Origin of the sequence: Arthrobacter sp. MPF02 (assembly GCF_046605375.1) — a bacterium.
In the GTDB taxonomy this organism is placed as follows: Bacteria; Actinomycetota; Actinomycetes; order Actinomycetales; family Micrococcaceae; genus Arthrobacter.
On record NZ_CP176772.1, the window covers coordinates 492,448 to 512,147 of the forward strand.

At 66.2% G+C, this 19,700-nt stretch carries 20 protein-coding genes and 1 pseudogene; 12 read left to right on the forward strand and 9 right to left on the reverse strand.

The genetic code is table 11. The features are described 5' to 3' along the window. Positions 1–8: 8 nt before the first annotated feature. The 4 genes from ureG to ACLH0K_RS02355 all read left to right on the forward strand — a co-directional run bounded on the left by ureG (position 9) and on the right by ACLH0K_RS02355 (position 4,373). Complete coding sequence (gene ureG, locus ACLH0K_RS02340) at positions 9–626, forward strand: urease accessory protein UreG (RefSeq protein WP_411375269.1); 618 nt, start codon at positions 9–11, stop codon at positions 624–626. Then, positions 623–1,522, forward strand: coding sequence for an urease accessory protein UreD (locus tag ACLH0K_RS02345; protein WP_411375270.1), 900 nt, complete (start codon positions 623–625; stop codon positions 1,520–1,522). The genes ureG and ACLH0K_RS02345 overlap by 4 nt, the downstream gene beginning before the upstream one ends. Further along, positions 1,522–2,658 carry a HoxN/HupN/NixA family nickel/cobalt transporter gene (locus ACLH0K_RS02350; RefSeq protein WP_411375271.1) on the forward strand — a complete coding sequence of 379 codons (1,137 nt, stop codon included), beginning with the start codon at positions 1,522–1,524 and terminating at the stop codon, positions 2,656–2,658. Before ACLH0K_RS02345 ends, ACLH0K_RS02350 begins: the two co-directional genes overlap by 1 nt. Before the next feature lie 230 nt (positions 2,659–2,888). After that, positions 2,889–4,373 (forward strand): MFS transporter, encoded by a 1,485-nt coding sequence (locus ACLH0K_RS02355; RefSeq protein ID WP_411375272.1) that lies wholly within the window; start codon positions 2,889–2,891, stop codon positions 4,371–4,373. A 4-nt stretch (positions 4,374–4,377) separates the two neighbouring features. Here ACLH0K_RS02355 and ACLH0K_RS02360 read toward each other — a convergent pair whose 3' ends face one another. The 6 genes from ACLH0K_RS02360 to ACLH0K_RS02385 form a co-directional block, all read right to left on the reverse strand. Beyond that, positions 4,378–4,830 (reverse strand): DapH/DapD/GlmU-related protein, encoded by a 453-nt coding sequence (locus tag ACLH0K_RS02360; protein ID WP_411375273.1) that lies wholly within the window; start codon positions 4,828–4,830, stop codon positions 4,378–4,380. A gap of 108 nt (positions 4,831–4,938) precedes the next feature. Continuing rightward, entirely contained in the window at positions 4,939–7,242 is a 2,304-nt protein-coding gene (gene treS, locus ACLH0K_RS02365; protein ID WP_411375274.1) for a maltose alpha-D-glucosyltransferase, read from the reverse strand. Positions 7,243–7,397: 155 nt separating this feature from the next. Then, on the reverse strand, positions 7,398–8,057 hold the full coding sequence (locus ACLH0K_RS02370) for a GntR family transcriptional regulator (RefSeq protein WP_411375275.1): 660 nt from the start codon (positions 8,055–8,057) through the stop codon (positions 7,398–7,400). 116 nt (positions 8,058–8,173) lie between these two features. Beyond that, the gene (locus ACLH0K_RS02375; RefSeq protein WP_411375276.1) at positions 8,174–9,193 is read right to left on the reverse strand and encodes a transketolase family protein; all 1,020 of its coding nucleotides are present in this window, start codon (positions 9,191–9,193) and stop codon (positions 8,174–8,176) included. Beyond that, positions 9,190–10,086 carry a transketolase gene (locus ACLH0K_RS02380; protein ID WP_411375277.1) on the reverse strand — a complete coding sequence of 299 codons (897 nt, stop codon included), beginning with the start codon at positions 10,084–10,086 and terminating at the stop codon, positions 9,190–9,192. Before ACLH0K_RS02380 ends, ACLH0K_RS02375 begins: the two co-directional genes overlap by 4 nt. A gap of 35 nt (positions 10,087–10,121) precedes the next feature. Beyond that, entirely contained in the window at positions 10,122–11,459 is a 1,338-nt protein-coding gene (locus ACLH0K_RS02385) for an MFS transporter (RefSeq protein ID WP_411375278.1), read from the reverse strand. Positions 11,460–11,659: 200 nt separating this feature from the next. On the opposite strand from ACLH0K_RS02385, the gene ACLH0K_RS02390 reads away from it, so the two are divergent. From ACLH0K_RS02390 to ACLH0K_RS02415, 6 genes are all read left to right on the forward strand, one after another. Then, positions 11,660–12,484 carry a sugar phosphate isomerase/epimerase family protein gene (locus ACLH0K_RS02390; RefSeq protein ID WP_411375279.1) on the forward strand — a complete coding sequence of 275 codons (825 nt, stop codon included), beginning with the start codon at positions 11,660–11,662 and terminating at the stop codon, positions 12,482–12,484. Between the two features lie 37 nt (positions 12,485–12,521). Next, complete coding sequence (locus ACLH0K_RS02395) at positions 12,522–13,295, forward strand: SDR family NAD(P)-dependent oxidoreductase (RefSeq protein ID WP_411375280.1); 774 nt, start codon at positions 12,522–12,524, stop codon at positions 13,293–13,295. Between the two features lie 37 nt (positions 13,296–13,332). Continuing rightward, positions 13,333–15,105, forward strand: coding sequence for a dihydroxyacetone kinase family protein (locus ACLH0K_RS02400; protein WP_411375281.1), 1,773 nt, complete (start codon positions 13,333–13,335; stop codon positions 15,103–15,105). Positions 15,106–15,122: 17 nt separating this feature from the next. Further along, positions 15,123–15,593, forward strand: coding sequence for an RpiB/LacA/LacB family sugar-phosphate isomerase (locus ACLH0K_RS02405; protein WP_411375282.1), 471 nt, complete (start codon positions 15,123–15,125; stop codon positions 15,591–15,593). Positions 15,594–15,618: 25 nt separating this feature from the next. After that, on the forward strand, positions 15,619–15,933 hold the full coding sequence (locus ACLH0K_RS02410) for a hypothetical protein (RefSeq protein ID WP_411375283.1): 315 nt from the start codon (positions 15,619–15,621) through the stop codon (positions 15,931–15,933). Positions 15,934–16,036: 103 nt separating this feature from the next. Continuing rightward, positions 16,037–16,786, forward strand: coding sequence for an ANTAR domain-containing protein (locus ACLH0K_RS02415; RefSeq protein ID WP_411375284.1), 750 nt, complete (start codon positions 16,037–16,039; stop codon positions 16,784–16,786). Here the strand turns inward: ACLH0K_RS02415 and ACLH0K_RS02420 are convergent. Further along, on the reverse strand, positions 16,771–17,061 hold the full coding sequence (locus tag ACLH0K_RS02420) for a hypothetical protein (protein WP_411375285.1): 291 nt from the start codon (positions 17,059–17,061) through the stop codon (positions 16,771–16,773). The two genes, ACLH0K_RS02415 and ACLH0K_RS02420, sit on opposite strands and share 16 nt — an antisense overlap. 138 nt (positions 17,062–17,199) lie before the next feature. Next, positions 17,200–17,499, reverse strand: coding sequence for a DUF4193 domain-containing protein (locus ACLH0K_RS02425; protein WP_138138141.1), 300 nt, complete (start codon positions 17,497–17,499; stop codon positions 17,200–17,202). Between the two features lie 218 nt (positions 17,500–17,717). Between ACLH0K_RS02425 and ACLH0K_RS02430 the strand changes: the two genes are divergently transcribed. Both ACLH0K_RS02430 and ACLH0K_RS02435 read left to right on the forward strand, forming a co-directional pair. Next, a complete protein-coding gene (locus ACLH0K_RS02430; RefSeq protein WP_411375286.1) occupies positions 17,718–18,314 on the forward strand; it encodes a TetR/AcrR family transcriptional regulator in 597 nt (198 codons plus the stop codon). Then, on the forward strand, positions 18,311–19,405 hold the full coding sequence (locus tag ACLH0K_RS02435; protein WP_411375287.1) for a DMT family transporter: 1,095 nt from the start codon (positions 18,311–18,313) through the stop codon (positions 19,403–19,405). The genes ACLH0K_RS02430 and ACLH0K_RS02435 overlap by 4 nt, the downstream gene beginning before the upstream one ends. On the opposite strand, the pseudogene ACLH0K_RS02440 reads toward ACLH0K_RS02435, so the two are convergent. After that, positions 19,361–19,540, reverse strand: a pseudogene (locus tag ACLH0K_RS02440) (DUF3040 domain-containing protein); the annotation flags it as partial. The gene ACLH0K_RS02435 and the pseudogene ACLH0K_RS02440 sit on opposite strands and share 45 nt — an antisense overlap. Positions 19,541–19,700: the final 160 nt, after the last annotated feature.

Consider the following 19,700-nt stretch of genomic DNA (forward strand, 5'->3'; position numbering starts at 1 on the left):
GGAACACCATGACTGAACCCATCAAAATCGGCATCGGCGGGCCTGTCGGCGCCGGCAAAACCCAGCTCGTGGAGCGGCTCACCCGCCACATGAGCGGTGAGATCTCCATGGCCGCCATTACCAACGACATCTACACCATCGAGGACGCCAAAATCCTGGCAGCGAACGGCATCCTCCCGGTGGACCGGATCATCGGCGTCGAAACCGGCGGCTGCCCGCACACGGCAATCCGTGAGGACACCTCAATGAACACCGCGGCCATCGAGGAACTCAAGGCACGGCACCCGGACCTGCAGGTCATCTTCGTGGAATCCGGCGGTGACAACCTTTCCGCCACTTTCAGCCCTGAACTGGTCGACTTCTCCATCTACATCATCGACGTGGCCCAGGGCGAAAAGATTCCCCGCAAAGCCGGCCAGGGCATGATCAAGTCCGACCTGTTCATCATCAACAAGACCGACCTCGCACCCCATGTCGGCGCGGACCTCGCCGTCATGGAACGGGACTCGAAAGAATTCCGCGGGGATAAGCCCTTTTGCTTCACCAACCTGAAAACCGACGAGGGGCTGGACAGGGTCATGGACTGGATCCGGCGCGACGTCCTGATGCTCGACCTGGCGCAGTGAATTCCAGCCGTTCCGTCGTCGTCCCACCTTGGGCTCCACCCGCGTCCGCTGAACGCCCCGTGAGAGGCCGCTTGGAGTTGGGCATCGAAGCTCGCGGTGATAGGTCCATTGCCTCCCGGCAGTTTCACGAAGGCGCCCTTAAGGTGGTTCGGCCTCATTACCTGGATGATTCCGGGCAGGTTTGTTATGTCGTCGTGAATCCTGGCGGGGCTTATCTTGGGGCGGATCTCTTCCTTATTGATGTCGAGGTAGGGGACTCGGCCTCGCTGCTGCTGACCACCCAGTCCGCTACCAAGGTCTACCGGACTCCCGGGTCTTTTGCCGAGCAACGGATGAACGTGCGGCTGGGGGAGGGGGCGCGGCTGGAGCTGATGCCGGACCAGCTCATCGCCTACCGGGAGGCCAGCTACCGGCAACGGACCTGCGTGACCCTGGCGCCGTCGTCGTCCCTGGTCATGGCCGAGGTGGTCACGCCCGGGTGGTCCCCGGACGGCACTGCCTTCAGGTACGAGGAAGTGCGGCTGCGCAGCGAGATGTGGGTGCAGGCTGCAGAGGGGGACCGGCAACTGCTGGCGCTGGACAACCTGCTGATCCGGCCGCCATCGGGCGACGTCACCGGCATGGGTTTCATGGATGGCCGCAGCCACGTGGGATCGCTGGTGGTGGTGGACGCCCGGGTGGACCAGGCGCTCGCGGACGAGCTGAACGCTTGCGCGGCCGAACATGACGCCAGGACCGGGATTTCGCTTACCCGGGCCGTTGCCGGAACAACGGGACTGGTCCTGCGCTCGCTGTCTAACAGCACGGGGAACCTGAACAGCCTGCTCGGCGCGTGTACCGGCCTGCTCCGGAAACGCTGGTACGGGCAGGAACCGCTGGATCTGAGGAAGCACTGATGACCGCGCTCAACAGCATCGCCACCCTGTACCGGGAGCGGGAAGCGCTGCCGCTCCGGACCCGCGTGCTCTTCACCTTCGGCGCCGTCGCCGCACTGCATGCCGCCGCCATCGTCCTCCTGGTCAGTGGCTCCGCGGCCGCCGGCACCCCGCTGGCCCTTGGCCTGGTCCTGACCGCGTACGCGGCGGGCATCAAGCACAGCTACGACTGGGACCATATCGCCGCAATCGACAACTCCACCCGCAGGTTCGTTGCCCAGCGGAAGGACCCGGTGAGCGTCGGATTCGCATTCAGCCTCGGCCACAGCTCCGTGGTGATCCTGGCAGGACTTCTGGTGGCGGCCGGCACGGCAGTGATCGGCCAGTTCATGGAGGAAGGAACCACGGGCAACCACCTCCTCGGCCTCGTTGGCAGCGGGGTATCCGGCCTGTTCCTGCTCGCCATGGGCCTGTTCAACGGTTCCGCCTTCCTGCGGGCCGCCCGGGTGTACCGCAACGTGCGGGCAGGCGGCCGGATCAGGGAAGGGGACCTGGACAGCAAGGGATTTGTTGCCCGCCTCCTGTCCAGGCCGCTCGCCGGCGTGCAGCGGCCCCGGAACATTTACGTGATCGGCTTCCTGTTCGGTCTGGGGTTTGACACCGCCACCACCATCGGGCTGCTGGTGGTCACGGCTGCTGCCTCGCTGGCGGGCGTGCCACCGTTTGCGCTCCTGGCCCTTCCCCTCGCCTTCACTGCCGCGATGACCCTGTGCGACACGGTCAACGGCGTGGCCATGATGCGGATGTACCGCGCCGCGTTGGACCACCCGCAGCGCAAACTCGGCTTCAATGCCCTGGTGACGGGCCTTTCCGCTTTGTCGGCGCTCTTCATCGCAGCCATCACCCTCGGCGGATTCGCCGACGCCGCCCTTGGGCTCGGTGACCCGTTCACCGCCTGGCTGGGGGAGCTCGACCTGGGCGAGGCGGGGCTCCTGCTGGTGGCAGCCTTCCTTGCCATCTGGGGCGGGGCAGTCCTGCGAGGCGGCCGTGACAACAGAAGGCCGGCTGAGGGCGTCCAACGCGGCAGCGAAGGCCCTGAGCGGACTGCCTTGTCGAACTCAGAAGCGACCTCTCAGGGGGCCCGTTGGCGATTATGACGCGAACAGTTGCTTATATTGCAACACTGAGTGGACTGGCTGATCACGCGGAAATTGGAGGCACAGATCACATTGGGAGTGTGACCAAGGCCAAGCCGCCGCTTCCTTTCTGGCAGAATACTTACCACCTCCCCGAGGGGATTTCGGTTGACCGCCGGTACTCCTGCCGATCCGTTACCCGGTAAAAAGACAGGACGAAGATGTTCAAACAGTCCAAAGAGCAGCACCCCGTGCGCCCAAAAACCGCCCGCCGGCTCCAGGCGGGCGATTGCATTGTCGTGGACAAGGACGAGCTGCGGAAAGCGCAGGTGGGGGCGGGCGTCGGGAACTTCATCGAGTGGTACGACATCGGCGTCTATGGGTACCTCGCCGTCACCATGACCTCTGTCTTCACGGAGGGCATGGATGAGCGGATGGGCCTGCTGGTCACATTGCTGGGCTTCGCAGTGTCCTTTATCGTGCGGCCGCTGGGCGGCATGATCCTCGGCCCGCTAGGCGACCGGATCGGCCGGCGCAAGGTCCTCTTCTTCACGATGGCACTGATGGCCGTAGCCACGACGGGCATCGGCCTGCTTCCGACAGCCGGCCAAGTGGGCCTGTGGGTCATCATTCCCCTCTACCTGCTCAAGATGCTGCAGGGGTTCTCCACCGGCGGCGAGTATTCGGGTGCAGCAACGTATATCTCGGAGTTCTCGCCCGACCGGGAGCGCGGGTTCATGGCCTCGCTGCTGAATTCCGGCTCCATGCTCGGCTTCGCCGCCGGCGCCAGCATGGTGGCCGTAACCACCGCGGTGACCACCTCGCTGTGGGGTGATTCGGCGATGCTGGACGGCGGCTGGCGCATCCCGTTCCTGATCGCCCTTCCCCTTGGCATCGTGGCGATTGTGATGCGGCTCCGGCTCCCGGAATCACCCAGCTTCGAGGCTGCCCATGCGAAGGCCGGAACTGAGGACATCGACCCCATCTTCGTCCGGCACGACCTGCCAAACATCTTCAAGCACTACTGGCCCCAGATCCTGATTGGCTGCTCCCTGGTGGCCGCTGACGGCAGCTGTGGCTACCTGCTCACCAGCTACATGCCCACCTACCTGGAAACCCAGGTTGGATCCGACCCTGTGCACACGGCTGTTGCCGCCGTCGTCGTCCTGGTCCTGCTCGCGGTCATGATTCCATTCGTGGCCCGCCTGTCGGACCGGATCGGCCGACGCCCCATCTACGCCATGGCTACGATCGGAAACCTGGTCCTGCTCCTGCCGGCCTTCACCCTGATGCAGATGGGAACGCTGTGGTCCTTGTACCTGGCACTCTTCCTGGTGTCGCTGCCCTCGGCCTTTTTCCTCGCCCTTACCGCGGCCGTGATGTCCGAGCTCTTTCCCACGGCCTCCCGCTTCGGTTCGGTGGGGGTAACGCACAACCTTGCCATTTCGGTTTTCGGCGGCACCACTCCACTGGTCAGCCAGATCCTTGTTGAGGTGACCGGGAACCCGTACGCCCCCGCGTTCTACGTGATGTTCTTCTCGCTGGTGGCGCTGTTTGCCTTGCTGAAGATGCGGGAGACGGCGGCAAGGCCCCTCCTGGGGTCGGTGCCCGTGGTGTCCAGCCGCGAGGAGGCAATAAGGCTTGCGGAAGGGCAGGACGCGGACGAACGCATTGACACCTCCACCATGCTGCTGGCGCCTGTGCCGGCTGCCCCCGAGGCCGCGGGCGTCCGCTAAGCCGTCAGGCCGCCAGCCGGCCCTTGGGCCGGCGGCGCGGGCGGTTCTTCCCCGGGGCCGGGGCCGCGGTGCGCGAGGCGATCAACACCTGCCCGCCGTCTGCAACGGTGGCGTCTGCTTCCAGATGGACACCGTGCTCGATCAGCACGCCCGAGCCGATCCGGGAGTGGCTGCCAATGTGGACCCGGTTGCCGATCACCGTGCCCCGGCCGATCCGCACGCCGTCACCAATGACCGCGCGGTCACCGATCGTGGCGTCCCGGTCGATCCAGCTGCCATGGCCGATCCGGCAGCCGTGGCCGATCTTCGCGCCGTACTCCACGTACGTCATGGACCCGATGCGGGTGCTGTCTGCAACCGTGGCTCCGGGGGCCACCAGGCCGCCGCCGTTGGCGCGGCGGACGTAGCGGGTGACCTTTCCGGCGTCGTCTTCAACTGATTCAAACTTCGTGCTCATGAAATCCCTCAGTACCGTGCGGCAACTTACCGTACGTTCAGTTAACGGTTGTCAACCCAAACGGATTCCCGGGAGCCCCTGCATCAAGGGCTCCCGGGAATCCGGCGGTCAGGGGGCGTTCTGGAACGAGACGCCTTCGTCCTCTTCGGGGGTCCCGGCCTCCGTGAGCAGGAGTGCCGTTCCCTGGAAAGCGGGGAGTTCGAGGAAGAAGCTGCAGAGGTCGTCCACGTGGCCAATTGCTTCGCCGGTGAACAGGTCCTGCACCGTGGATCCGGGCAGCAGGTGGCTGGACTGGATGCTGCCCGCGACGTCCTGGTCCGAGAAGTTGAGAACGGTGACCTCGAGCGCGCCGCTGCCCAGTCGGGTGACCATGACCAGCAGGCCGCGGTGCGAAACATCGGGTACGTCCAGCAGTGTGCCGGTGGCAATCCCGTGTTCTTCACGGACTGCGAGGACCCGCTGCAGGCGCCGCGCGAACGAGTTGGGGTCCTGCAGCTGATCCGGAAGGGGACCGTACAGGCTCCGCGCACGGGGCATTCCCGACGACGAGGCGGTCGCTTCCGGGCTGTTTCCCATAATGTCGTGCGCCCCGCGGTTGATCCAGCGGGTGTCGCCCTGCGCGGTGAGCTCGGCAACGCTTCCGCGGTCAAGGGCGGTGATGCCGGCCAGGTCCCAGCCGGAGAGGGCAAAGACGCCGGGCTGCAAGGCGTTGTACATGGCCAGCAGGATGTGGACATCCCGGACCTGTGCCTCCTGCTCGGGGGTGATGGCGTCCTGTTCACGGATGCCCAGGGCGGCCATGATGAAGCTGACGCTTGTGCAGGCAATGCCGTTGGTGGTGAAGACCGCGTTGTACGGCGCGTTCTCGCCGGTGAGCCGGTCCCGCATGGTCTGCTGGACCTGTTCCGCAAGTTCGGCGCCGGTGAGCTCCACGCCGTGCAGCTCGAACATCTCGTCCCGGTGTCCTGAAGCGAAGTGCATCAGTTCATAGGTGAGTTCGTCGTGGTTCTGCAGCGCGTGGACCAGTGAAGCCTGGTCCACTCCGATCTCCATGGACAGGCGCAGGGCCAGCCGCAGGAGCTCGGTATCGGCGGTCACAAGGGCGTAGTGGTACGCGGGCCGGGTGATGAAGTCGTAGGACAGGTCGGGGCCTGCTTCCGACGTCGCCTTGATGTCGTCAATGGTGAGGTTGAGCTCCTGGAACGAGAACCCGCCCACCTTGCGGATCATGGAGCCGATGAGCTGGTTCGCCGCCTCGGACAGAGGGTGTCCCTCGGACCAGCCGGGCTGTTCCTCTGCGCTCTTCTCCACGCCCAGGAAACCGTTGGCATCCAGCCGAAGCGCACCGGTGCCGAGATCCACCAGCGAATGCAGCGCGTCGCCCACCACCAGGCGCATACCGGCGAAGGTGGGGTCCAGCCAGTTGATGGACGGCTGGCCTGCCTTGAAGTAGTGCAGGTAGACCCAGCGGCGGGTTTTCCCGGTGGTGTCCACCACTGGCCGGGTGGCGCTCCAGTTGGTTTCCTTCACGCCGGGTTCATAGAAGATCACGCGCTGCAGCCGGCCGATGATGTAGCCGGCCTTCTGCAGGGCCTGTTCCGATTCCGGGCTCAGGTTGACCGAGTCCTGCCCGTCCGGGACGTCCGGCAGCAGGTGCCAGTCATCCTCGGGGATGTCCACCATGTGGTAGATCCCGGGGTAGTCGCGGAAGTTCATCTCGGCGAGGCGGAAGTCGGCCCCCTTGCCGGTGTGGCCCGGGACGATGTCGTCGATGATGGTCCCGCCGTGGTCCGTGGCCACCTCGCACATCCGGCGGAATTCATCCTCCGTGCCGAACACCGGATCGATGGCCATGCTGATCCGGTCGAAGTGGCCGTCGACGCTGGGCGTCTGGGTCCAGCCGCTGATGCCGCCCGCCAATTTGACGGGTCCTGTGTGGATGGCCCTGATGCCGATTTCGCGGAAGGCGTCCCACATGGCGGGATCGCCGAGGGCGGCCAGGAAGGATTCGCCGGGGCGGGTGATGAAGGAGAGGGGGTAGGCGGTAAACCATACGGGGGCGCGTTCGACGGCGGCACGAGGGTTGGGGTGGGCGTAGGAGTTCTGCCACATGCTGGCCTGCCCTGAAAGCTGCCGCGCCAGGGTGTTTGCGTCACCCAGCATTGCCTGGTTACGCAGCCACTCCACGTACGCGTGATTGCGCCCGTCGAATTCGAAGGAGGGCCTTGTGGCCAGGTACTGCCGGCGCCGGGCGATGGGCCGAAGTGCCTTGGGGCGGGCGGGATAGAACTGTTCGTCGTATGTGATTTCAGGTTCGCCCGTGTGCTCTGCGGCGGCCGTCTCCGCCTGTTCGTCGTCGCCCGCAAGGGTGTCCGATTCAAGAAAACCGTCGCTGGCACTCAGTTCCCGCATAGATTCCTCCTCCAGGTCGTTCCCGTGGTTCCTGGGAATACTTCCAGGTCACCCTGCTCCTGCCAACGTACCCCAGAGGGCCGCGAGTATTCGCAAGCATTGAACGGCAACTGCCAAAGAAAAAGCTGCGGCGGTGCTTGAACCGGGACGCGGACCTAGGACACCAGGTTGGCCGCGGCAGTGTCCATGTGCTCGAGTATGGTTTTCCGTGCGAGGGCGGCGTCGCCGGTATCGATGGCGGTGACAATGTCCCGGTGCCGGTCCACGCTCATGTTGCTGACGCCTTTTTCCAACCCCGCGAACATGATGGACATCCGGATGGATCCTTCCAGGGACTCCCAGGAGTGGAGGAGTGTCTCATTGCCTGTCAGCCGGCACAGGGTGCGGTGGAACTCGAGGTCGGACTCGATCCGGTCCTCGAGGCTCCCGCTGGCCGCGGCGGTCATGGCGTCGATGGCCCGGTGCAGGGATTCAGTGACGTGCTGCCGCTCCGGCAGTTCGCAGAGGGTCCGGGCAGCGAGCGATTCCAGCGCGGCGCGCACCGCATAAATGTCACGGACGTCCTTCTCATCGAGGTGCCGGACAGACAAGCGTCCGCGCGGCCCGGCGGAGACCAGGCCTTCCTGCTCCAGCTGTCGGAGTGCCTCCCGCAGCGTGCCCCGGCTGATCTGCAGCATCTCGGACAGCTCGGTTTCCACGAGGTGCCGCCCGGGTTCCAGTTCTCCGCTGGTGATGGCAGTCCTCAGGGCCGAGAGCGCCTGCTCACGCAGGCTCTTCTTTTGCAGTCCCAGCAGCGGGGCGGTCAGTCCGGCCATGGCCTTGCGTCCTCAATGTTGTAAGTCGACTGTTTACAGTCGGTCGTAGTTTCGATAGTACGGCAGAAAGCACGGTTCCGGTGGGCGCCGGAGCCGTGCTTTCAGCCGTGGCAGGGTCAGCCGAGTTCGGCGAGGACCTTCGCCACGATGCGGTCAACGGCCAGGCCGTAGCGGTCGTGCAGGGTGGGCAGCGCGCCGGCGTCGAGGAACTGGTCCGGCAGGGCCACCGGGACCACCCGCTTGCCGAGGCCCGCGGCCACCACGGACGAGGCCACGGTTTCGAACAGGCCGCCCACTACGGAGTGGTTTTCCAGGGTGACGGCGAGCCGGTCGGTGTTGATCTCGGCTAGGACGGTTCCGGCGTCGAAGGGCTTGATGGTGGGTGCGTGCACGACGGCGACGTCCACGTTGTGTGCCTCCAGTGCCTTGGCTGCCTGGAGGGCGCGCATGGTCATCAGGCCGGAGGAAATGAACACGACGTCGTTGCCGCCGCGCAGGACCTTGGCCTTGCCGAGTTCGAACGTGTAGTCGTACTCGTCCAGCACCGTGGGTACGTTGCCGCGGAGCAGGCGCAGGTAGGTGGGGCCTTCGGAGGCGGCCAGCTGCGGCACGGCCTGCTCGATGTCGATCGAGTCGCAGGGGTCGACGATGGTCAGGTTGGGCATGCCGCGGAAGATTGCCATGTCCTCGGTGGCCTGGTGGCTGGGGCCGTACCCGGTGGTCAGGCCGGGCAGGCCGCCGATGATGTTGACGTTCAGGTTGGGTTCGGCGGCGTCCAGGCAGAGAAAGTCGTAGGCGCGGCGGGCGGCGAACACCGAGTAGGTGGACGCGAACGGCACCAGGCCGGTTTCGGCCAGGCCGGCGGCGGCGCCGAACAGCAGCTGCTCGGCCATGCCCATCTGGAAGAACCGTTCCGGGAAGGCCTTGGCAAAGATGTGCATGTCCGTGTACTTGCCCAGGTCCGCGGTCAGGCCCACGATCTTGTCGTTTTCCTGCGCGGCCTTGACCAGTGCGTGCCCGAACGGCGCGGAGGTGGTCTTTTGGCCGGGGTCGGCGAAGGACGCGATCATGGCTGAGGTCTTGAGCTTCGGCTTGACGGCTGTGGTTGTGCTGGGGGCCTCGGTTGTGGTGCTCATGCTGAAGCCTTTCCTTCATAGCCGGCGGTGAGCTGCTCGCGGCAAATTTGCCATTCGTGTTCTTCGATGCGCATGAAGTGCGCCTTTTCGCGGTTCTCCAGCAGCGGTACGCCGCGGCCCACCTTCGTGTCGCACAGGATGACGGAGGGACGTCCGACGGCGGCGGCCTGGGCGGCTGCGTTGTCGAACGCTGTCAGCAGCGCACCGACGTCGTTGCCGTCTACCCGCTGGGTGTACCAACCGAAGGATTCCCACTTTTCGGTGACCGGCTCGGTGCGGAGCACGGTGTCCGTCTTGCCGTCCGCCTGCAGGGCATTGATGTCCACCATGGCGGTGAGGTTGCCCAGCTGGTGGTGGTGCGCGCCCATCGCGGCTTCCCAGGTGGAGCCCTCGTCCAGTTCGCCGTCGGAGAGGAAGTTGAAAATCCGGGAGTCGGAGCCCTGGTAGCGCAGGCCGAGGGCCATGCCGACGGCGATGGTCAGTCCGTGGCCCAGGGAACCGCCGGAGATTTCCATCCCGGGGGTGTAGGTGGACATGCCGGACATCGGCAGGCGCGAGTCGTCTGAGCCGTAGGTCTCGAGCTCCTCCACGGGAACGATCCCGGCTTCGGCGAGTGCGGCGTAGTGGCCGATGGCGTAGTGGCCGGTGGAGAGCAGGAACCGGTCCCGGCCCTCCCAGTGCGGGTCTTCGGCGCGGAAGCGGAGCTGGTCGCCGTAGACCGTGGCGAGCATGTCCGCCGCACCGAGGGCCTGGCCCACGTAGCCCTGGCCCTGGACCTCGCCCATGTTGAGGGCGTGGTGGCGGATCCGGTACGCGGCCGCGCTGATCTTGTCGATTCGCTCCTGCGTCACCTGGCCCTGGGCAGCGGGACTCTGGACGGTACTTACTGGCATTGCTGGCTCCGTTGTTGGTTCGTGAATAACGGTCACTACACGGTCACCGTGTTGGGGGTGCTTTTGGTGGCTTCGTCGGCCAGCTCGCGCTCACGCTTGCCCCAGGTCTCCCGGGTGGCGACGGCGGCCCAGAGTCCCACGGCGGCGTAGAGGCCGAACAGCATCGCCGGGCCCATCCAGCCGAAGCTGACGAACAGCAGGGTGGTGACGAAGGGCGTGAAGCCGGAGACCATTGCCGAAATCTGGTAGGCGAGGCTGGCGCCGGAAGCGCGGGTCCTGGCCTGGAACAGCTCCGGGAACCAGGCGCCCTGGGCGCCGGCTAGGGAGTTCTGGCAGACGGCGTAGGAGATCGCAATGGTGGCGATGATGAAGAAGAACAGGCCGGTGTTGACCATCAGGAACATCGGGACGGCGAACAGGACGGCGAAGGCGCAGGACCAGACGTACACGGGGCGGCGGCCAACCTTGTCCGTCAGGCGGGCCCAGGCGAACGTGGCGAAGATACCGATGAACGAAGCGATGCAGAGCGCAACCAGGGTCTGGGTCTTGTCCGCCAGCTGTTCGGTGTGCAGGTAGGAAATCATGTAGGTGATGGACACGGCGTAGCCGGCGGTCTCGGCAACGCGCAGGCCGATGCCCTTGACGATGTTGCGCCAGTCGGTCTTTATGACCTCCACGATGGGGGACTTGACGATGTCGCCGCTGTCCTTGACCTCGTCGAAAACGGGGGACTCGGGAACCTTGGAGCGGATGATCAGGCCGACCACCACCAGCACGATGCTGGCCAGGAAGGGGACGCGCCAGGCGAGTTCGCCGCCAAGGTTGACGCTGACCAGGAAGACCAGGTTGGCCAGCAGCAGGCCTACCGGGAAGCCGGCCTGGACGATGCCGGTGTACTTGCCCTTCGCCTTCCAGGGAGCGTGTTCATAGCTCATCAGGATGGCGCCGCCCCATTCGGCGCCGAAGGCAAGGCCCTGGACGATGCGGACGAACACCAGCAGGGCCGGTGCGAGCAGGCCTACCTGTGCGTAGGTGGGGAGCAGGCCGATCAGGAAGGTGGCTACGCCCATGAGGATGAGCGAGGTGACCAGCACGGGCTTGCGGCCCACCTTATCGCCGAGGTGGCCACCGATGATGCCGCCCAGCGGACGGGCTGCGAACCCGACGCCGAGGGTGGCGAATGCGGCAAGCGTGCCGGTGACGGGGTCGCCGGTGGGGAAAAAGGCGGTCCCGAAGTACAGCGCAGCAGCGGTGCCGAAACCGATGAAGTCGTACGTCTCGATCACGGCGCCTACACCGGAGCCGATGGCGACGCGCTTGGCGTCCTTGGTGCCGTGGACCGGACCGCGCATGGTCAGAGCATCTTTGCTCATGGTGGTTCCCTTTCGGAGAGCGGCTTCATTCGGGGGATAGGCCGCTGTCGACGGTTAACAAGATAGCTCCAGTGTGAGCCACGTCATGACCATTGTCAACAGTCGACCTCAAGGGTTGACTGTCAACAGTACTTGCGCCTACTGTGGTGTCCATCACCCCCGCTTGGCACGGACGCCTTGCACAAGCCAGAGGATCAATGATGTTCCACCCCAGACTTGGATGCTCATCCATCAGCTTCCGCCACCAGGAACTGGGCACCGCACTCACTACCATCCGCGCACTCGGGTTCGATGAGATTGACCTGGGCGCCCTGCCCGGCGTCTGCAACCATGTCCCCTACCAGCTGGACGCGGCCGCCGTCGCTGCCGTTTCCGCAACCGTGGAGTCATCCGGCCTCCGGGTGCGCTCCGTAAACGGTGACATCGGGAACCTCAATGCAGCGCTCGACGGCGAAGGCCAGGCAGCACGGCAGCGCCACCTCGATGCCCTGCTCACCCTCGCGGCCAACACCGGGGCCAAGGCGCTGGTCCTGCCGTGCGGCGCCCTGGACCACGCCCCCGCTCAGGGCGTGGACGAGGACCTGGACCTCGTCGCGGCCCAGTTGGTCCGCGCCGGCCAGCGCGCCGCTGAGTTCGGCGTCGAACTCTGGACTGAATCCCTGCACTTCCTGAGGTTCTGCTGGAACCTGGAGCGCGCCGTGCAGCTGGCGGACCGCCTTGCCGGGTCCGGCATCGGTATCGTCATGGACTTCAGCCACATCGTGGCCGCGGGGGAGGATCCCCTGGAGTACCTGCGCCGGCACCGCGGCCTCATCCGGCACGTCCACCTGCGCGATGCCGTGCGGGGAAACATCAACCTCAGTATCGGCAACGGCGACGCGGACTTTGCCTCCGGCTTGAAGCGGCTCGCCACTGACGGCTACACCGGGCACTTCTCGCTTGAGCTGGAAACCCGGGACGTCACCCATGACGAACGCCCCGCGGCCGCAGCAAAAGCTGCCAGCTTCATCACCGACCTCATCTAGACCCCCACCTGCACACCCCATCCCAAGGAGCACCATCATGACCACCATCCAGCGCACCGCAGTCCTCACCGGGGCAACCTCCGAGCGGGGCATCGGCCTCACCACCGCCCGCCGCTACGCCCGTGAAGGCTGGGCAGTTGTCATCCTGGACCTCGACGGCGAGAAGTCCGCCAAGGTTGCCGCCGAGATCGGCAACGAATTCAACGTCCCCGCCTTTGGCCACGAGATCGACGTTGCCAACGAAGCATCCGTCACCGCCGCTCAGGCCGCCGTCGCAGCCGAGGTAACCGCCGGCAACCTGCCCCCGGTGGGCGCGCTGGCCAACATCGCCGGCATCACCTCCCCGGTGCCCTTCCTGGAGACCACGCTGGAACTCTGGCACAAGGTCATGGACGTTAACGCCACCGGCACCTATCTGGTGACCAAGGCTTTCCTGCCGGACATGATCGGCAATGGCTGGGGCCGCATCGTCAATATGTCGTCGGTGTCCGCCCAGCGGGGCGGCGGCGTGTTCGGCAAGGTTCCCTACTCCGCAGCCAAGGCCGCCATCCTGGGTTTCACCAAGGCGCTTGCCCGTGAACTCGGCGCCACCGGTGTCACGGTCAACGCCATCACTCCGGGCGCCGTGGACACCAACATCCGCGTTGGCAGCACCGAGGAGCAGGAAGCCGCCATCAACGCCGGCATCCCGCTGGGCCGCAACGCCACCACCGAAGAGGTAGCCGCAGTGATCACCTTCCTCTCCTCCGAGGATTCGGCATATCTGACCGGCACCACCGTGGACATCAACGGCGGAAGCCACATGCACTAGCAGCGGCCAGGAAAGTAACGGACGCCGGAGAGCCACAATGACAAAGATCTTCAACGACCCCTCGGAATTCGCAGAGGAAGCCCTGGCGGGCTTCTGCGACGTCCACTCTGACCTGGTCCGCCAGGTCCCCGGCGGCGCCGTCCGCCGTTACCGCCCGGCCCGGCCGAAGGTGGCTGTCCTCGCCGGCGGCGGCTCGGGCCACTACCCGGCCTTCGCCGGTCTGATCGGAACAGGCCTGGCCGACGGCGCCGTCGTCGGAAACATCTTCACCTCGCCCTCCGCCCAGCAGGCCTATTCCGTGGCCAAGGCCGCGGAGTCCGGCGCCGGCGTCGTCTTCACTTACGGCAACTACGCAGGCGACGTGATGAACTTCGGCATAGCCAGCGAAAGGCTGTCCGCTGAGGGCATTGCCGTGGAAAACGTCCTGGTGACGGACGACATTGCCAGCGCGCCGCCGTCGGAATCCGGCAAACGCAGGGGCATCGCCGGCGACTTCACCGTCTTCAAGCTGATGGGCGCCGCTGCCGAACGCGGCGACAGCCTGGCGGACGTGGTGCGGCTGGGCCGCAAGGCCAACCACCGGACCCGCACCATCGGCACCGCCTTCGCCGGCTGCACCTTCCCGGGTGCCGAAGCCCCGCTGTTTTCGCTGCCGGACGGGCAAATGGGCCTGGGCCTCGGCATCCACGGTGAACCCGGCCTCCACGACACGGACCTGCCCTCCGCCAGGGAACTGGGCCAGGAGCTCGTGTCCCGCCTGCTCGCCGAAACGCCGGAGTGCGCGGGGGACAGGATCGCAGTCATCCTCAACGGTCTGGGGTCCACCAAGCACGAGGAACTTTTTGTTCTGTGGGGTACCGTGGCGCCGCTGCTGCGGGATGCCGGCTACACGCTGGTCATGCCGGAGGTGGGGGAACTGGTCACCAGCCTGGACATGGCCGGTGCCTCGCTGACGGTCACCTGGCTGGATGAGGAACTCGAGCCGCTGTGGATTGCTCCGGCTGAGACGCCCGCGTACCGGCGCGGCAGTGCGGGGCTGCCCGTAGAAAGCTTATCGGGAGAAGAAGCGTCCGACGGCGGCGCGGCCTTCGTGGAGTTTCTTGCCACGGATGCCTCCCGCAGCTATGCGGCGGCGTGTGTAGCGGCCATTGATGCCGCCCGGACTTCCCTGCATGATGCGGAGGAACGCCTGGGCCGGATGGATGCTATCGCCGGAGACGGCGACCACGGCCGCGGCATGGTTCGGGGCGTGGACGCAGCCGCAGCTGCAGCATCCGTTGCGCTGCAGCAGGGAGCCGGAGCCGGAGACGTGCTCGTGGCCGCCGGGGATGCATGGGCGGACAAGGCCGGCGGAACGTCAGGGGTGCTGTGGGGAGCAGGGCTGCGGGCCTTTGGTGAGTCGATAGGCAACAGCGCTGCTCCCACTGCCGCCGGGTTGGCAGCCGGAGTCACTGCGTTTGCCGGCAGGATCGTGGAGCTGGGCAAGGCCGAAACAGGCGACAAGACCATGGTGGACGCGCTGCTGCCGTTCGCATCGGCCTTCCGGCGCCTGTTGGCTGAAGGGACTGTCCCCGGCAAGGCCTGGCAGGACGCGGCCCGGGAAGCAGCGGCCGCTGCCGCTGCAACGGCGGACCTGCTGCCATTGAAGGGCAGGGCCCGCCCGCTGGCGGAAAAGAGCCTTGGCACGCCGGATCCGGGAGCGACGTCGCTGGCCATGGTCTTCGCCGTTATGGGCCCGCACTTCACAAACACTGCGGCAGCTGAAGGAACCGCATCCGCCGGCAGGGAATCCATCGGGGCGGAAGCATGAGCACGAAAGGAAACAACATGGGACTGCGGCTTATCGTGGGCGCTGACGAGGCAGGGGTGGACTACAAGGACCGTGTCCTGGCGGACCTCCGGGAGGACCCCCGCGTCAGCGAGGTCATCGACATCGGCGTGAACCGGTCGGACGCACTTGACGATTTCACCAAGCCGTACCCCTACGTGGGAATCGCGGCCGGCGAGATGATCCGCGACGGCGCGGCGGACCGGGCCATCCTGTTCTGCGGTACCGGCATCGGCGTGGCCATCGCGGCCAACAAGGTGGAAGGCATCCGGGCGACAGCGGCACACGACTCGTTCTCGGTGGAGCGCTCAGTGCTGTCCAACGACTGCCAGGTGCTCACTATGGGGCAGCGTGTGGTGGGCATCGAGCTTGCGCGCCGGCTGGCCAAGGAATGGATCGGCTACACCTTCGATCCGGCGTCGGCATCCGCGGGCAAGGTCAAGGTCCTGACCGACTTCGAGGCCTGCTAGGCGCAGGCCCGGCGCAGGAGATGGCATGGAGGCTTACCGATACCGTGACTGGAGCCGGCTGATCGGAACTCCGGTGGAGGTCCGGAAGGACTTTGAGCTCGTTCGCGCGGGTGTGGTGGACGACGCCATGGAGGACTCATCAGCCCTCTGGCTTGCCGCGGACGCCGCCGGAGGCAGGGCCCTGTTCACAGCCGCGGAAGGCTACGAGGTTTGGATCAGGCCGCGCGAACTGGACGGCAAGCTGTGCTACAAGATGGCCCGGACCCAGCTGGCGGCACCCGGGCGCACCGCCGGCCAGGCCCGCTGGCACCCGGGAGCCAACGGCAGGCAGGCTTCATGAATGGCGGCGTACGGTGCGGCCACGGGTAGGCTGGAAAGACCGTTCGGCAGTGGGCGGCCATGTTGCCATGGCTTATCAGTTGTGTCCGGAAGGGAGCCTCGTGATGAACACCGATGTTTCAGAAGGCACAGTCTTCGCCGATGTTGCCATGTACCTGCAGGACCTGGTCCTGGCAGAACCTGATGTGGGGCGGCTCCTCGACAAGGTGGCTGCGTACGCCGCCGCACGGCTCGGCGGTTCGGGCGGAACGCTTGCGTGCACCCTCAGGCTGACCCGGCCCAAGAAACCCGTTGCGGTGGCAGCCAGTGATTCCCGCGCCAGGATGTTGGCCCAGCTTGAAGGAAAATACGGCGACGGGCCAGCCACCACGGCTGCCCGCAGCGCCCGTACCGTCGCGGCTCTGGACCTGGGCGGGGAAGAACGCTGGCCGGAGTATGTCCGCTCGGCCCGCAGGCAGGGCGTCCTGTCCGTGCTCAGTATCCCGTTGGACCTTGAAGGCGGCAGCGACGGAGTCCTTACCCTCTATGCCGGGCGCCCGGATGCGTTCGGAAGTGAAGCCAGGGCGGCAGCCGAGGCCTTTGTCCTTCAGGTATCGAAGGGTTTGGCGCTTGCCCTGCGGATAGCCCGGCTCCAGGACACGAGGGACGGGCTGAACGCGGCGATGCAGTCCCGGACCGTCATCGATTTGGCCACGGGAGCCATCATGGCCCAGAACCGCTGCAGCCAGGCGGAGGCGTTCAAGGTCCTGCGGGAGGCATCCAACACCAGGAACATGAAGCTTCGCGACGTTGCCTCCGTGGTGGTTACCTCCGTCGCGGGCGGCTCGGCAACCTTCACCTATTTCGACGAGTAGGGATCCTGGGGCTTTGCGTGCACCCGCGCCAGCGGCGAGTCGCTGAAGGGCGCCCTGACGGACAAGTCCGCGCCGGCACAGTGCTCATTGATCGCCTGCGACAGGGCGTCCCTGTCCTTCTCCGGCAGGCAAACCGTGCCCGAGCAGTAGTCCCGGATTTCCTGCTCCGAGGCATCGCCGCCCAGCGCCACATAGTCCAGCCATAGCCCGGCGAGGTCAAGGTTGTGTCTCTTGACCACCGCGCCGGTCAGGGCCTGCTGGTCTGCCTCATCCATCGTCCTGTCCTAGCCCTGTCACGCATGAAGCCCTTGGAAGTCTTTCTCCCAAGGGCTTCGAAGCGGCGTGCCTCCTGGATGGGCGGATGTGCAGAAATTTTTTGTGGACAGCGCACAGCACCCGCCCGGGTCATGCTGCTATCCCTCGCACTCCCGGCAGTATTTCTTGCCGTCTTTTTCCCGGGCCAGCTGGCTGCGGTGGTGGACGAGGAAACAGGACATGCAGGTGAATTCGTCCTGCTGGACCGGAACCACCTGGATCAGCAGTTCCTCGTTCGAGAGGTCGGCGCCGGGCAGTTCGAAGCTGTCCGCGAGGTCCGTCTCGTCAACATCGGGCGTTGCCTCACGGCGGCCCGGCTTTTCGGTCTTCAGCTCTTCCAGGGCGACATTCGGTTCTTCCTCCGGCGTCACCCGCGGAGCGTCGTAGTCAACTGCCATTGATGCGTTCTCCTGTACAGCTGTTCTGCCCAGATTGTTCCGGACAGAGCGGAAACCCGGGGTGGTCCCTACTTATTCCCGCCCTGCCCACGGTACCCCCGGAGTGCCCGAACTGCCCGACCTGGCGGGTGCCGGTTACGGGCGGCCCGCCGACAGCCTTGCGTCGGCTGGTGTGGTAGGTAGACTGATCTACCTACCACTACTGCCGGGAGTCCACCATGTCCACCCCGAATGCTGCCAGAGCGCCGCGGCGGCCTGCCCGCGAACTGTTGCTCGACGCCGCCGCCCGCCTGTTTTACGCCAACGGGGTGGCAGCAACCGGCATCGACACCATCACCTCGGAAGCCGGGGTTGCCAAAAAGAGCCTCTACAACAACTTCTCCTCGAAGGCGGAGCTGGTGGCAGCGTACCTGGAAGCCCGGCACGAGGAGTGGCTTGGCCTGTACCGTACCCGGCTGGAAGTGGCGGCGGACCCCCGGGAAAAGGTCCTGGCGGTGTTCGATGCCTACGCGGACCATGCCAACTCCGCCTACGAGCACGGCTTCCGGGGCTGTGGCCTCCTCAACGCCGCCGCTGAACTGCCGGCGGGTGATGCGGGCAGGTCGGCGGTCCGCCGCCACAAGGAGGAAGTCGAGGAACTCCTGGCAACCCGGGTGAGGGAATTGCTGCCGGGCGAAGAGCAACGCGCCGCGGAGCTGGCACGGCACCTGTCCTTCCTCCTTGAAGGCGCCATGGCCAGGGCAGGGCTCGAGGGCAAAGATGCCCGGCTCCAGGACGCCCGGGACATCGCGGCCCGTATCCTGGACAGCCTGTGAGCGCCCGGCACGGCAATGCGCCGCTGTGGGGCGCCCTGTTTGTGGTGGCGGCGTCCGTGTTGTGGGGGACCACCGGCACGGCTGCCACCTTCGCCCCGTCCGTCAACCCGCTCGCCATCGGAGCCGTGGCCATGGGAGTGGGCGGGTTGCTGCAGGCCGCCTACGCGGCCAGGCACATCGCGGCGGAGTACCACGGACTGCGGCGGCGCCTGCCGCTGGTGGCCCTTGCTGCCGCGGCTGTTGCCGTCTACCCCCTGGCCTTCTACAGCTCCATGCACCTTTCCGGCGTGGCTATCGGAACCGTCGTGTCCATTGGATCGGCTCCCATAACCGCAGCCTTGATTGAGCGGTTCACAGACCACAAGCCGCTGACACCGAGATGGATAATTGGTGCGCTGCTGGGCGTTGGCGGAGCCGCGCTGTTGTCATTCGCCGGCCACAGCCCTGCCGGAGCCGGAAGCGCGGGTTCGTGGGCGTCCACCGCCGGAATCCTCCTGGGCCTCGTGGCGGGCGGCACGTATGCCCTCTATTCGTGGTCCGCGCACCGGCTGATCGGCGGCGGTGTGACGTCGCGGGCTGCGATGGGAAGCGTCTTCGGGCTGGGCGGATTGCTGCTCATGCCGGTCCTGGCCCTGACCGGCGCGCCGCTGCTTCAATCGTGGACGAATTTTGCCGTCGGCGCGTACATGGCCCTGGTCCCCATGTTTGCCGGGTACGTCCTGTTCGGGTGGGGGCTGGCCCGGATCCGCGCGAGCACTGCCACCGGCATCTCGCTGCTCGAGACAGTGGTGGCAGCGGTCCTCGCCGTGCTGGTGGTGGGGGAGCGCTTGCCGGCACTTGGCTGGCTTGGCGCCGCCGTCGTACTGGGAAGCCTGTTCATCCTGACGCCCGGCACCCGGCGCAGCAAGGGCCGGACGCGGGCAAAGACGTCAGCCCGTGGGCTGCTCCCGCTGCCGCCGTCCGGGGGACGGCCGGTTGAAGAAAAGGCAGGTGCCCAGCGCCAGCAGCAGGATTCCCACGACGACGGCGGCAACGGCCTGGCCGCCGATCCCCGCCATGACGAGGACAAGGCCCAGCAGGCACACCACTGAGCCGGCAAAAAGGCCGGCGGGGACCCGCCGGGCGGGGTAGCCGGAGAGGAGCTCCATGGCCAGGTGGGGATCGTCAGCGATCAGCCGCAGTTCCAGCTCGTTGAGCAGTCTCCGCTCCTCTTCGGACATTGGCATGGCAGCCTCTGGATTCCATGGGACGCGGTATTGCTCTGACCGTAGGAGCCTTGTCTCAGTTAGTCAAGGGCGGGCGGCGGCCGGCGCGGAAGTAGCTCCCGGCGTCACAATTCAGTGAAGCCGACGGACGGGAGTTGGCCCCTGCGGCGCGCTCCGCGAA